The following is a 13,819-nucleotide window of genomic DNA, read 5'->3' as shown; positions in this document are numbered from 1 at the left end:
CGCCAGACACGGCAGGGGCGGGGATCAGCGTGTGATCCGCGCCTCGGGAACCGGGTAACCGAGGCCGCCCTGCGCGCCGAAGTTCTGCTGATGACACTCGCTGCAGGCGGAAATCACGTCCATGGCCATCGGCGACCCGTTCGGCGCAACCGCCATGTAGAACCAGTCGTCGGTCTGGGGAGATCTGCCGGCCGCGACTTTTTCCATGATGAAAAGCGGACCGGGTTGTACCTTGCCCTGGTCGTCAACCGCGAAACTTTCCTTGGCGATCACCGTGCCGGCGGGAACGACGACGTTCTCTTCCTTGTACTCAAGATAGGTGTTGGCGCCGATCTCGTTGACATAGGTCATCAGGAACCGTGCGCCATGGAAGCCGGGCGCCGCCGGAAAGGCGCTGGCGGGTGTCCAAGAGCGGTAGGAGGTGACGTATTCGGCCGGGATCCAGCGCTTGTCGCCCTGCCGGTAACCGTCATGAAGGTCGGCCTTGAGACAGTCGTAGACTGCGGTCACCTCGGACGGTGTCAGGTCGTCGCCCGCCTTGTCGACGTCGCAGGCCGCATGTGCGACCTGGCCGGACACGGCGAGCGCCAGGCCGGACACAACCAGTTGCAGACATCGTTTCATGTGTAGGTCCCCGCGGCGGTCAGAGGTGTTCGCGCGGCAGGATGCGACCGCGCATCAATATCTTCCGTGTTTCGTTGGTCACGGACAAGGCAAGCCTTTACACGGTCGCTTGAAGGGAATTGTGACCTGCGTCACTCGGCGGCGGTCGCGGTGCCGCGAAGCCGCGAAAGATAGGCGCGAAGGGCGGCAGGCTTGAGCGGCTTGTTGAGCATGTCCATGCCCTTCGACGCAGCCTCGGCCCGGACCGTCTGGCTTCGGTCGGCGGTGACCAGCATCGCCGGGATCTCGACGCCGAAGCGCCAGCGCAGCTGGACGACGGCTTCAACTCCGGTGCCTTCGTCGAGATGGTAGTCGACGACGAGGACATCCGGCCGGTCGCCATTCTCGCTCGCCTTTCGCGCCGCTTCACGGGGATCCAGCGCGGTTGTCACCCGGCACCCCCAGCCGCTGAGCAGCACCCGCATGCCGTCGAGGATCTGCGGCTCGTTGTCGATGACAAGCACATGCAGGCCGCGCAGCGCGGAGGCGTTTGGCAGCGGCGCCGGCGCTTCCATGACCACCGGCACCGATGCAGCGACCGGGAGCTCTATGGAGAAGCGCGAGCCGTGGCCCGCGCGCGAAACGAGTTCGACCGGGTGGTCGAGGACGCGGGCGATGCGCTCGACGATCGACAGGCCGAGGCCAAGGCCGCGCGCCTCGCGGGCGCCGTCATCAAGGCGGTGGAATTCCAGGAAGATCAGTTTCTGTTTCGATTCGGGAATGCCGATGCCCGTATCGAACACCTCGACGACGACCTTGCCGCGTCGCCGCCGGACACCCACCAGGACGCGACCCGAACGGGTGTACTTGATGGCGTTGGACACAAGGTTCTGAAGCAGGCGGCGCAGCAGCCGCCGGTCCGAGCGTACGCTGATGCGAGTCGGCAGGATGCGCAGGTCGAGTGCCTTTTCGCGCGCAACCGGCTCGAACTCGGTGCGTAGCGGATTGAGGATTTCCTCCAGCCGGAACACCGTGACCTCGGGCTTCAACGCGCCGGTGTCGAGTCGCGAGATGTCGAGGACCGCCCCGATGATTTCCTCCACCGATTCCAGCGACGCGCCGACATTCTGCACCAGATGCTTGAGCTCGCCTTCGGAGAAGCGCTCGATCAGGCTGGAGGCATAGAGACGCGCCGCGTTCAGCGGTTGCAGGATGTCGTGGCCGGCAGCGGCGAGGAAACGCGTCTTGCCGAGGTTGGCCTCGTCTGCGAGCGCGGTTGCCTCCGTCAGTTCCTCGTTGACGCGCGTGAGTTCCAGCGTTCGCTCGCGCACCCTTCGCTCCAGCGTTTCGTTGGCGCGCGCGAGCGCCTCCTCGCCGAGCACGCGTTCGGTGATGTCGGTATAGGTGGTGACGATGCCGCCATCGGGCATCGGGCTGGTGCGCACCTCCAGGACGAGGCCGCCATTGATCATGTGTTCCTGGAACGTTTCGTGGCGCACGGCGAGCTTGTCGATGCGGTCGCCGACCGTCGCTTCGACGGAATCGTTGCCGAATTCGCCGCGCTTGGCGTTGTAGCGCAGGATCGCGTCGAGCGGCGTTCCGACCTGGCCGTATTCCGCCGGCAATCCGAGCAGTTCGCGGAACTGGCGGTTCCAGCAGATCAGCCGCAGGTCGCGGTCGAACACGGAAATGCCCTGCCGGACCTGATCGAGCGCGGTTTGCAGGAGGTCGCGATTGTACTGGATCGCGACGGTTGCATCGTCGAGCAGCTTCAGCGCGCCCTTGCTGGAAGCATCCCGCCGCTTGACCAGAAGCGACAGGACGAGCCGCGAGGAGGCGGCGCCGATGGCGCTGGCGAGCAGTTGCTCGGAAAACCGCAGGATCTGGGCGTCGGCGAGCGCTGCCGGATCGGAATCGCGCCCCCGCTCACGGGCGAAGCGCCGGAACGAGCGTTCGGTGCGCTCCTCGCCGAGATAACGGGCAATGGTCGCCTGCAGATCGCCGACGGTGACCGATGTCCGCCACAAGCGCAGCCCTGGCGTGGGCGACAGTTCCGCCGGCACGAAGATGTTGGCCTGCAGGCGCTCGATCGGCTCCGGCGCGCGCGACAGCGAGACCAGCACATAGGCGCCGACATTGATCGCCAGGCTCCAGAAGACGCCGTGGGTGAGGGGGTCGGAGGCGAGCGTGAACAGCGCCTGCGGTCGCAACAGCCAGATGCCGAAGGGACCGTTCTCCATGAAGCCGTCCGACATCAGGCCCGACTGGGCAAAGGTCGGCAGCAGCAGCGTGTAGACCCAGATTGCGAAGCCGGAGAGCATGCCGGCGATGGCCCCGCGCGCCGTGCCTCGCCGCCAGACGAGACCGCCGAAGAAGGCGGGCGCGAATTGCGCGATGGCGGCGAAGGACAGGAGGCCGATGGAGGTCAGTGCGGCGGTGTCGCCGGCGGCACGGTAGTAGGCATAGGCCAGCAGCAGGGTAACGAAGATCGCCGCCCGCCGCGTCAGCAGCAGGAGGCGGCTCATGTCCTCGCCCTTGGACGAGATGATGGCGTCCTCGCTGGAGCGGCGGAGCACCAGCGGCATGACGAGATCGTTGGAAATCATGATCGCCAGCGCGACGCTGGCAACGATCACCATGGCGGTTGCCGCCGAAAGACCGCCGACGAAGGCGACCATTGCCAGCCACGGGTTGTCGGCGGCGATCGGCAGCGCCAGCACATAGGTGTCCGGATTGGTGGAGGGGCCGAGAATGATCATTCCGGCCGCGGCGATCGGCACGACGAAAAGGTTGATGGCGACCAGGTAGAGCGGAAACAGCCACGTGGCGCGGCGCAGTTCCGCGCTGGAATTGTTCTCGGTCACCGTGACATGGAACTGGCGCGGCAGCAGGATGACGGCGATGCCCGACAGCAGTGTCATCACCACCCAGTTGCCGCCGGACAACTCGCCCGCCATCGCGTCGACGACCCGGGCATCGGCGGCCATCGCGGTGAACAGCTCGCCCGGTCCGTCATAGAGGAAATAGGTGACCCAGATGCCGATCGCCAGGAAGGCGAAGAGCTTGACCACCGCTTCCGCCGCGATGGCCAGCATCAGTCCTTCCTGGTGCTCCGTCGCGTCGATGTGACGGGTGCCGAACAGCCAGGCGAAGACGACCATGCCCATGGCAATCATCAAGGTGATGTCGTCGAGATAGGGCAGGCCCGGAGATCCCCCGGACAGGTCGACGCGGCCGATCATCGTGGTCACGGACAGCGACACGGCCTTCAGCTGCAGGGCGATATAGGGAACGATGCCGACAACGGCGATGATCGCCACGACGGCCGCGACCGGCTGGCTCTTGCCGTAGCGTGCGCCGATGAAGTCGGCCACCGATGTGATCCGCTCGCTCTTGGCAAGGCGGATGATCCGGCGCAGCAAGGGATAGCCGAGCGCGAAAACCAGGATCGGGCCGATATAGATCGTCAGGAATTCCAGGCCGCTGCGTGTTGCAGTGCCAACCGAGCCGAAGAATGTCCAGGAGGTGCAGTAGACGGAAATGGAGAGAGCATAGATCAGCGGGCGGCCGTGCCCGGAGGTCGTCCAGCGCGCGGTCCTGTCGCCGTAGCTGGCGATGGCGAACAACAACAAGACATAGCCGAGCGCCGCGACGACGACGACCCATCCCTCCAGCATCCGTGCCGTTCCTCCCGCATCACCCGCCGGCCCCTCCTTGCCAGCTTTCGTCGATCGGAGCACAGTTGTCCGGTGCTGTCCATTGGCCGGACGGCGATAGGAGACACGGGGTGCTGCAACGAATTCGGCGCTGGCTGCACGGGAAACGCGCGGCAGCGCTTGCCGAGCCTGGCGATCTTGCCGGCGCGCTCGCCCTGGAGGCCGGCTACCTGTGCAACCGCGTGATGCAGGACTATGCGAGGATGCGGACCGGGCGCGGCTGGCCATCCCTTTTCTCTTCGTCCGTCTTTCAGGAACGGCTCGATGCCGCGCGGCATCGGGCGGCGCCCCTGTGCCTCGTTTGGGTGACGCGGGCGGCGCGTCTGGCGGCCCATGACATGTTGGCGGCCGATGACATGCGGGCGGATCGCGACCTGCCTGTCGGCGGCGCCTTGGCGACATGGGAGAGGGCCGCGCATTTCGACGCGACCCTGCAGCGCGAGGCGCTGGCCGCGCTGGACCGATTGAAGATGGTGGACGGCACAGCGCAGGACGACGCCCGGGCAGCGATCGAGCGGCTCGCGGAGCGACCGCCGACGGATCTGCGCTCGATGGTCTCGCGGCCCGGGGCTGCCCGGTTTCACGCAATGCTGCCGCTCGACCCGATCGACAAACCGGACCGCAGGCAGGGCGAGGAAGAGGTCCTGCGCAACCTGCTGCGGCTGGTGCTCGCCGGTACCCATGCACGGTTCGTCCGGGACATGGACGCCGCGCAGATCGCGGGGGTCTCCGGGAACTCTCCAATTTCAGGAACGCCGGCGCCGTGCTAAACGACAAATGGCACGACCGGCCTGTCGCGCGCGGCACCGGCCACCATCCCGAACAGCAACGGACGGAACCATCATGTTGAAAGAATTCAAGGCGTTTGCCGTCAAGGGCAACATGGTCGACATGGCCGTGGGCATCATCATCGGCGCGGCGTTCGGCGCCATCGTCTCGTCGCTGGTCGACGACGTGATCATGCCGCCGATCGGCCTGATCATCGGCGGCATCGATTTTTCCCAGCTTTTCGTGATTCTCAGCGAAGGCGCGACGCCCGGTCCCTACCTCACCATCGAGGCGGCAAAGGAAGCCGGCGCGGTGACATGGAACATCGGGCTGTTCGTCAACGCCGTCATCAAGTTCGTCATCGTCGCTTTTGCCCTGTTCGTCGTGGTCAAGGGCGTCAATCGCCTGCGCGAAAAGGAAAAGGCGGCCCCCTCCGCGCCGCCGGCACCGACCAAGGACCAGGAACTTCTGGCCGAGATCCGCGACCTGTTGAAGTCCCGCTGATAGCGGCTTGTGCCCGGCGACGGCAACGCGAGGCCGCGTTCCGACCGCCGGGTGCCCGGCCCAACCCCGCCAAGAGCTGACCCATGCCTGATGTGATTGCGGCCCTGCGGCCGGAGGCGCGTTCCGCGCCTGAAAGCGGTATTGTCGAAGTGGTGAACTTCGCCCGGGAGCGTGAGGACCTGATCCCGCTCTGGGTTGGCGAGGGCGACCTTCCCACGCCCGGGTTCATTCGCCGGGCTGCGGAGGAATCGCTCGAACGGGGCGAGACCTTCTACACCTATCAGAGGGGCGTCCCGGCGCTGCGCGAGGCGCTTGCCGATTATCACCTGCGTCACTTCGGCCGGGACTGGGGCAGTGAACGCTTTTTCGTTACGGGATCCGGCATGCAGGCGATCCAGATCGCCGTTCAGGCGGTCGCCGGCGCCGGCGACGAGGTGGTCTATCCATCGCCGGCGTGGCCGAATTTCCCTGCCGCGATCGGTGTGATGGGCGCGCGAGCCGTCGCCGTACCGCTGGAATTTTCGCCGGACGGCTGGACGCTTGACGTGCAGCGCCTGTTCGCCGCGGTGACGCCGCGCACGCGCGCCATCTACCTCAACTCGCCCTCCAACCCGACCGGCTGGATGGCCGACCGCGAGACCCTGGCGGCCATTTTGGAAGAGGCACGCCGCCGAGGCTTGTGGATCATTTCGGACGAGGTCTACAGCCGCTTCGTTCCGGGAGGGGAAGCGCGCGCACCCTCGTTTCTCGATGTGTCGGAGCCGGACGATCTGATCCTTTACGTGAACACGTTCTCCAAGAACTGGGCCATGACCGGCTGGCGTATCGGCTGGCTGGCAGCGCCGCCGGCCATGGGGCAGGTCGTCGAGAACCTCATCCAGTATTCGACGTCCGGCGTGGCGGAGTTCATGCAGCGTGCGGCGGTGGCCGCGTTGGGTGAGGGAGAAGCCTTCGTTGCCGAGCAGGTTCGTCGCGCCGACGAGGGCCTCGCCGTCATCCGCGAGGCGCTCGGGGGGAGCAACCGGGTGCGTTTCGCCCGGCCGCAAGGTGCCTTCTATGTCTTTTTCGGCATAGACGGTCATCCCGATTGCCGCGAGACGGCAAAGCGCATCGTCGCGGAAACGGGTGTCGGCCTTGCTCCCGGAAGCGCGTTCGGCGAGGGCGGCGAGGGCTTTCTGCGCCTGTGTTTCGCCCGCTCCCGGACCGATCTGGAGCGGGCCTCGCAGCGGCTTTCCGCGTGGCTCGCGCGTTGACGGCACACACGTATCTGCGCTACGGATTTTTGCGTACACGTGAAAATAATCTTCTGACTGTAGAAGACATTTCCGGAAGCGGCGCCATGGTGGCCGGGTGACGGAACCGGTTTGGATTGGGTCGGGCATGCGTGAGGACAACAGTCAGGGCTCACCGGTTCCTCCGAGCGTGTCGGAGGCGCGTCTTGAGAGCGTGCTGGAAACGGCTGTCGACGGGATCGTCGTGATGGACGACCGGGCCCGGATCATCCTTTTCAACAAGGCCTGTGAAACGCTGTTCGGATATTCTGCAGAAGAGGTGCGGGGGCAGAACGTCAAGCTCCTGATGCCTTCGGACTATGCCCAAGCGCATGACGGGTATGTACGGCATTATCTCGACACCGGAGAAAAGCGCATCATCGGTATCGGCCGCGAGGTTCGCGGTCGTCACCGTGACGGGACCGAGTTTCCCCTCGAGCTGTCGGTTGGTGAGGCGGCAACGCCGGAAGGGCGCCAGTTCATCGGCATCTTGCGGGATCTGCGCCAGCGCAAGGTCGTCGAACGGCGCCTTGCCGAAGTGCAGGGGCAACTCGTCAGCATGACCCGCATCAGCGCGCTCGACGAGTTGGGCGCCGCGATCGCGCACGAACTCAACCAGCCGCTCACCGCAATCATGCTGTACCTGCAGGCCGCCAAGCGGAAGGTCGGCGACGATCACTCTGACGGCAAGCTGGTCGAGATCGTCGACAAGGGTGTGCGCGAGGCCGAGCGGGCGAGCAACATCATCCAGCGCATGCGCCGTTTCGTCGAGAAGCGCGATCCCGAGCGCCGTCCGGTCGACATCGCCCAGCTTGTGCGCGAATGCCTCGAACTGGTGACGCTTGGGACGGATTGCAGCGGCATCGACATCACGAACTCCGTTGCCGACGGATTGCCGCCCATCAGCGTCGATCCGGTCCAGATACAGCAGATCCTGATCAACCTGGTCAGGAACGCGCTGGAAGCGGTGCGCAGCACACCGGTCAAGCGTGTGGGCGTGTCGGCCACGATCCTGGGTGAAGATCTGTTCATCCGCATCACCGATTCAGGCGGCGGTGTACCCGCCGAGGTGGTTCCGACCCTTTTCAGCGCCTTCTCAAGCGTCAAGAAGGGCGGCCTCGGCCTTGGCCTCACGATCTCCCGTTCCATCGCGCAAAATCACGGCGGTGATCTCGCCGTCGAACCAAACGGGGGCGAGGGAGGGGCCGCGTTCGTGCTGCGACTGCCGCTCGGCAGGCCGGCGCAGAACGGCGCATCCGCCGACACCGTTCCAACCATGAAAGGACCGACCGCATGAGCGAGCGCGCGCAGACAATCCACATTGTCGATGATGATCCTGCGATCCGCGACGCCCTGACGGTGGTGCTCGACCTTGAAGGTTACGTCGTTGCCTCGTTCGAGACCGGCGAGGCCTTTCTCGATTTTGTGGGAACTGGCGGTGCTCCCGGTGACTGTGTCATTCTCGACGTTCACATGCCGGGCCAGTCCGGCATCGAGATCCTGCGCAAGCTGCAGCAGGACGGGTTCAGGACACCGGTGTTTGTCATTTCTGGTCAGGGCGACATCCCGATGGCCGTGGAGGCAATCAAGCAGGGGGCTCACGATTTCATCGAGAAACCCTTTGATGCCGAGACGGTGGTGACGCGCGTTCGCGATGCCATTGCCGCAACGCAGAAGACGGCCGCCGAGGAATTGCCGGAACGGACATTCCCGGGAGCGGACACGCTGACGCCGCGCGAGCGAGAGGTGCTTGAGGAAATTACCGCTGGCGCCTCCAACAAGGAAGCGGGCCGCACGCTCGGCATCAGTCCGCGCACGATCGAGGTCCATCGTGCCCGCATCATGGAGAAGCTGGGCGCGCGCAATGCCGCCGATCTGGTTCGGATCGTCCTTTCCCGCGAGTGAACGCCACCCCGCAGTCGTTTTCGCGAAGTGTCCGCCTTGCGTGTTCCTCCTGATTTTTGAGGGGGCACGAAAGGACTATATTCCCCGTCTGGCGACCGGATGAGTACACTGCCTCCGGTCCATTCCATTGAGTGGCTGGCGAGGCTTTCCCTCGCCTGCCGCCAGCTGGCAGGGACAAAGGTCGGTGATCATTCATATTGTCGAGGACGACCCTGGAGTGGGAGATTCCCTCGCGCTTCTGCTCGACCAGATCGGACACAAGTCCTTCATTTATCCCGACGCCGAAAGTTTCTTTGAGAGCAAGCCTCCGCAACAGGAGGATACGGTGATCGTGGATCTCGGTCTGCCCGGCGTCAGCGGCATGCAGCTTATTCGCTGGCTTGATTCGATGAAGCGTCCGCCCAAGGTCATCGCGATCACCGGACAATCGAGCCGTGCCATCGGCGAGTTGTTCGGCACGAATATGCCGGCGGTCCTGCTGCGCAAGCCGCTGACCGAAGAATCGCTCGTTGCCCATCTTTGACGAAAACGGATGTTTCAGGCGTATTGCCGACTGTGCGCAAATGTCGCTCTAGGTAATACGTCGTACGAAAACGACCGAATTACAGTCATGACGACATCCCACTAGGATTGAGACAGGTTAACGGAGCGCCGCTGTCGGACGGGACGCGCGGGCGGCACGAAGCAGGCGGACGGCCAGTCGTGTCGAAATACTTCCGGTAATCGCGCAGAACGATCCAAGGAGGATGACGATGGCTTATCTGGACCGCACCGACGAGGGCATCTCCCAGTTCACTGTCGTGCCGCCCGTTGTCGACCACAGGGCCGACGACGACACCGGAAGAGGCCTCGAGTCGCGTCCCCTGCGCCACGCACAGCACTCCATCATCTTCTACGAGGGGGACCAGGCCGAGCGGGTCTTTGAACTCGATGAAGGCCTTGTCATGCTCTACAAGCTGCTGCCGGACGGGCGCCGGCAGGTCGTGGAGATCGTCAATCCGGGCATGATCTTCGGCATCGCCGCCGGCACGCGCTATGATTGCTCCGCGGAAACGCTGACGCCGACGCGGGTCTCTGCGTTCGACCGGAAAGTGATCGACGGCTGCAACACATTGCAGCGGCATATCTCCAAATGCCTGATCGCGCAGATGGAGAAGATGCACGAGCACGCGATGCTGCTTGGCCGCAAGTCCGCCATGGAACGCGTCGCCAGTTACCTGTTGCGCATGGTGCCTGGCCGCGGCGGGGAGGACTGTATCGGTCCGCGGGACGCAGAGCATGACGACCATGACCTGGCGCTGAGCATGACACGACAGGAAATTGCCGACTATCTCGGTCTCACGATCGAGACGGTCAGCCGGGTGATCTCCGAACTGAAGCGGCGCGGTGTGATCCGTCTCGAGCGACAGGACCGCATTCATGTCAACCGCGTCTGCGGTCTGTGCCAGCTGACCGGCATTCACTGAAACACGGCCGGGATGCACTCTGCCTTGCCCGCACTCCGCTGCGGGTTGACCCGGATACTTCGGTATCCGGGTTTTTCTGTCGGCGTTTCGACATGTGGCCCTGCCTCACACGGCGAGCGAATGACGCGCGGTGCCCTGTTGCAGATAGGCGTCGAAGGCGGCCGCCGCCACGCGGGCGTAGCGCTGGCCCGGTTCGGTGATCGTCACCCGTGAGTTGCCGACCTCGACCAGGCCGTCGTCGATCATCTCCTCAAGCGCGGCAAGTTCCCTGGCGAAATGCCCTTCGGCCAACCCGTGGGCGCGGGCGATCTGTGCAAGGTCAGCCACATGCCCGGTCATCAGTTGCTCGATGATGGCGGCCCGCGCACGGTCTTCGTTCGAGAGCGCGAACCCTCGCGCCACCGGCAGAAGCCCGTCACGCACTGCCCGCGACCAGCCACCCGTGTCCGGCATGTTCTGCACATGGCCCTGCGGCAGCCTGCCGATGGAGGAACAGCCGAAGCCGATCAGGGTATAGGCGGTATCGGTGGTATAGCCCTGGAAATTGCGGCGCAGCGTGCCGGCGTGCAATGCGAGCGCCATGCTGTCGGAGGGCAGGGCGAAATGATCGAGCCCGATCGTCCGGTAACCTGCGTCCACAAGGGCCCGGCGGGCGAAGTCGGCCATCGCCAGGCGGGCGCGGGTGTCGGGCAGGGCCGTCTCGTCGATCAGACGCTGGTGTTTCTTCATCCAGGGCACGTGGGCATAGCCGAACAGCGAGATGCGGCCGGGCGCAAGTTCACGGGTCAGTCGAGCAGTCTCGGCGATCGTGTCGACGGTCTGATGCGGCAGGCCGTACATCAGGTCGAAATTGATCTCCGTGATACCGACGGCGCGCAACCGGTCGACGGCACGGGCCACCTGCGAGAAGGGTTGCACCCGACCGATCGCCTTCTGCACAGTCAGGTCGAAATCCTGCACGCCGAGGCTCGCCCGGGTGATGCCGGCATCGCGCAAGGTCTCGACGAGTTCTGGCGTTGCCGTTCGCGGATCCAGTTCGATGGCGTGTTCGCAGCTATCCCTGATGTCGAAATGCCGGCGAAGCGCGGCGGTGATCGCGAGGAAAGGTTCGCGCGGCATCAGGCTCGGCGTGCCGCCTCCCCAGTGAATGTGGGTGACCGGACGACGACCGCCGAACCGTGCGGCGACCAGGTCGATTTCCGACAGCAGCGTCTTTGCGTAGTCGTGGAGCGGTCCGTCCCGGCGCGCGGCCTTCGTGTGGCAACCGCAATAGGTACAGATGCTGCGACAGAAGGGAATGTGGACGTAGAGCGAGAGGCTGTCTGACGGCGCAAGCGCGGCGAGCCAGTCGCCATAGGTTGCGCCGGTCACGCCGGCATGAAAATGCGGCGCGGTCGGGTAGCTGGTGTAGCGCGGAACCGAGCGGGTCGCGTAGCGGTGGTCGAGATCTGTCATGGGGCGACAATTGTCCTGCCGCCGCCCCTCCGCCTTGATCTGGCTCAAGTGGGTCCACGGATCCGCCTTGCGCGCGGTGCAGGGGTCGGTTGCGGAATTCAGGCATGCGCCGACGGACAGATATTCGTAATATGCAGCACCTTTGATTCTTGTCAGCTTTCCGGATCACGATCATTTCGCCGCAAGCCTCTCTCGTTCTCAAGACTGCCACGACACTGGTGCTGGGTGCGCTGGGCGGCGCGATCTTTCATGTCCTCGGCCTTCCCGCGGCCTGGCTCTCCGGAGCCATGGTGCTGGTTGCCGTGGCCGTTCTGTCCGGCGTTCCCTGCGGAATGCCGAACGGTCTGCGCGATGCGCTGTTTGTCGTGCTGGGGCTGACGATGGGGTCCGGCGTGAAGCCGGAAACGATCGCGCGGATCGGCGAATGGCCCGTGACGATGGCGCTGCTGGTCGTGTCCGTCGTGGCGATCCTCGGGGCCACATATCTCTTCCAGCGCAGGATCGCGGGCTGGGACAAGCCGACCGCCTATTTCGCCGCGATCCCCGGAGCGCTGTCCTATGTGATGATCCTGACGCTTTCCTACCCGCGCGCGGACGCGATGCGGGTGGCGATGGCGCAGAGCTTTCGCGTCTTCGTGCTGGTCGCGATCCTGCCTGCGATCATCGTCGGTAGCGACACGCACGGGCTGGGGCTGCCGCCACAGGTCGATCCGCTCTCGCCCGAAATGCTGGCGCTGCTTGCCGCTGCCGGTCTTGCGGCAGGTTATGCCTTCACCCGTGCGGGCGTGCCCGCCGGCTGGCTCACCGGTCCGTTCTTCCTGAGCGCTATCGTCAACGCCGCCGGCTGGATGCAGGTGGAATTGCCGCAATGGCTCAGCCTGCCGGCCCTAGTCGGCCTCGGATGCGTCATCGGTTGCCGCTTCACCAATCTGGCGCCGCGCGAATTCGCGCGGATGCTGGGCGTGTCGCTTGGTGCGTTCATCGTCGGCATGAGCATCGCGACCGCGATTTCCGGCCTGATCTGGGCTGTCTTCGGTCTGCCGTTCGGCCAGCTTCTGCTCGCCTTCGCACCGGGCGGGCTGGAGGCGATGACGCTGCTTGCCTTCCTGCTCAATCTCGATCCCGCCTTCGTCGCCGCCCATCAGCTCGTGCGCTATGTCGGCATGGTGCTGCTGCTGCCTCTGATCACGCGGCGGCTGCTCGGACCGCCGGACGTGCGGAGCTGAAGCCAGGGCCGAGCCGGAACCGCTCCCTGGCTGCCCTCGATCAGCCGCGAGCCGCCTGCCATTCCCGTGCAAGCGTGGCATAGACGTACTCGTCGCCCCATGTGCCGTCGAAGCGGTCGTTCTCGATGAAATGCGCCTCGCGCCGGAGACCGAGCCGCTCGACGATCCTGACGGAGCCGTGGTTCAGCGTGTCGATGCGGGCAAAGATCCGGTGGAAGCCGAACACGCGAAAGCCGATGCCGATCATCGCCTCGACGGCTTCGGTCGCATAGCCTGATCCGCCGTGGCGCGGATTGAAGATATAGCCGACCTCTGCCTGCTTCGCGGCGCCATCGGCCAGTTTCAGCAAGACCTCGCCGATGACGGCTCCGTCTTCCAGGCGCTCGACCGCAAGGCGCAGCGTATCGCCGTCGCGGGCAAGCCCGGGCTGCATTGCCGCCTCGAAATTGGCCCGCAGCGCGTCTGCTTCCGGAGGTCTGCTGTACAGGAAACGATAGACGTCCTCACGCTGGTGATAGTCCCTGTAGGCGTCGAAATCCTCAGTCCTGAAGGGTCGAAGGACAAGACGAGCAGTGCCGCGCGTCAGTCGGGAGACGTCTGGTCGCATGGACGGGTGTTCCGATCTGTCCGGAGGGGCCTGGAGCGGGTGGCGCGCCCGGACCTGGATGTCTGGGCGCTTCCCGCCTGCGATGTGGTTGGCGCAGGACGATCGGTCAAGGGCCGCGCGGCCCTGCAGATGCGCCGTCCGCGGGCCACCGAAACCGCTACGTGAAAGTACCTAGCTCGTTGTTCAAAATGAAAAAATTCCAGAAACAATTCGTCGCACCCGGGCTTTTGCGGATGTAATCGCCGTGGAGTTGTCTCAGGGTCCCTTGACCTGGATCAAGGCGCAAATCGGTGTGCAG

12 protein-coding genes are annotated in these 13,819 nt (G+C 64.9%); 8 read left to right on the top strand and 4 right to left on the bottom strand.

Going from position 1 to position 13,819, the window contains the following annotated elements:
• Window positions 1–24 precede the first annotated feature (24 nt).
• Both ACN0T5_RS01180 and ACN0T5_RS01175 read right to left on the bottom strand, forming a co-directional pair.
• Window positions 25–624: a cytochrome P460 family protein gene (locus ACN0T5_RS01180; protein ID WP_417766784.1), complete on the bottom strand. Its 600-nt coding sequence runs from the start codon at window positions 622–624 to the stop codon at window positions 25–27.
• Window positions 625–755: 131 nt separating this feature from the next.
• Window positions 756–4,280: a NahK/ErcS family hybrid sensor histidine kinase/response regulator gene (locus ACN0T5_RS01175; protein WP_417766783.1), complete on the bottom strand. Its 3,525-nt coding sequence runs from the start codon at window positions 4,278–4,280 to the stop codon at window positions 756–758.
• 110 nt (window positions 4,281–4,390) lie between these two features.
• Here ACN0T5_RS01175 and ACN0T5_RS01170 point away from each other — a divergent pair, with 110 nt between their 5' ends.
• The 7 genes from ACN0T5_RS01170 to ACN0T5_RS01140 all read left to right on the top strand — a co-directional run bounded on the left by ACN0T5_RS01170 (window position 4,391) and on the right by ACN0T5_RS01140 (window position 10,233).
• Complete coding sequence (locus ACN0T5_RS01170) at window positions 4,391–5,089, top strand: hypothetical protein (protein ID WP_417766782.1); 699 nt, start codon at window positions 4,391–4,393, stop codon at window positions 5,087–5,089.
• Window positions 5,090–5,162: 73 nt separating this feature from the next.
• Complete coding sequence (gene mscL, locus ACN0T5_RS01165; RefSeq protein ID WP_417766781.1) at window positions 5,163–5,591, top strand: large-conductance mechanosensitive channel protein MscL; 429 nt, start codon at window positions 5,163–5,165, stop codon at window positions 5,589–5,591.
• Between the two features lie 83 nt (window positions 5,592–5,674).
• Window positions 5,675–6,844, top strand: coding sequence for a pyridoxal phosphate-dependent aminotransferase (locus tag ACN0T5_RS01160; RefSeq protein ID WP_417766780.1), 1,170 nt, complete (start codon window positions 5,675–5,677; stop codon window positions 6,842–6,844).
• Between the two features lie 127 nt (window positions 6,845–6,971).
• Complete coding sequence (locus ACN0T5_RS01155; protein WP_417766779.1) at window positions 6,972–8,159, top strand: two-component system sensor histidine kinase NtrB; 1,188 nt, start codon at window positions 6,972–6,974, stop codon at window positions 8,157–8,159.
• Entirely contained in the window at window positions 8,156–8,767 is a 612-nt protein-coding gene (locus ACN0T5_RS01150; protein ID WP_417766778.1) for a response regulator transcription factor, read from the top strand. Before ACN0T5_RS01155 ends, ACN0T5_RS01150 begins: the two co-directional genes overlap by 4 nt.
• 184 nt (window positions 8,768–8,951) lie before the next feature.
• Window positions 8,952–9,290, top strand: a complete 339-nt coding sequence (locus tag ACN0T5_RS01145) for a response regulator (RefSeq protein ID WP_417766777.1) — start codon at window positions 8,952–8,954, stop codon at window positions 9,288–9,290.
• Window positions 9,291–9,519: 229 nt separating this feature from the next.
• The gene (locus tag ACN0T5_RS01140; RefSeq protein ID WP_417766776.1) at window positions 9,520–10,233 is read left to right on the top strand and encodes a Crp/Fnr family transcriptional regulator; all 714 of its coding nucleotides are present in this window, start codon (window positions 9,520–9,522) and stop codon (window positions 10,231–10,233) included.
• Window positions 10,234–10,338: 105 nt separating this feature from the next.
• Here the strand turns inward: ACN0T5_RS01140 and hemN are convergent, their stop codons facing one another.
• On the bottom strand, window positions 10,339–11,688 hold the full coding sequence (gene hemN / locus ACN0T5_RS01135; RefSeq protein ID WP_417766775.1) for an oxygen-independent coproporphyrinogen III oxidase: 1,350 nt from the start codon (window positions 11,686–11,688) through the stop codon (window positions 10,339–10,341).
• Window positions 11,689–11,837: 149 nt separating this feature from the next.
• Between hemN and ACN0T5_RS01130 the strand changes: the two genes are divergently transcribed.
• Complete coding sequence (locus ACN0T5_RS01130; RefSeq protein WP_417766774.1) at window positions 11,838–12,914, top strand: AbrB family transcriptional regulator; 1,077 nt, start codon at window positions 11,838–11,840, stop codon at window positions 12,912–12,914.
• Window positions 12,915–12,954: 40 nt separating this feature from the next.
• Here the strand turns inward: ACN0T5_RS01130 and ACN0T5_RS01125 are convergent, their stop codons facing one another.
• Window positions 12,955–13,521 (bottom strand): GNAT family N-acetyltransferase, encoded by a 567-nt coding sequence (locus ACN0T5_RS01125; RefSeq protein WP_417766773.1) that lies wholly within the window; start codon window positions 13,519–13,521, stop codon window positions 12,955–12,957.
• Window positions 13,522–13,819: the final 298 nt, after the last annotated feature.

Origin of the sequence: Stappia sp., assembly GCF_048261845.1 — a bacterium.
Lineage (GTDB): Bacteria > Pseudomonadota > Alphaproteobacteria > Rhizobiales > Stappiaceae > Stappia.
Note: the sequence above shows the minus strand (reverse complement) of the source record. Positions and strands in the feature narration are given on the sequence as shown.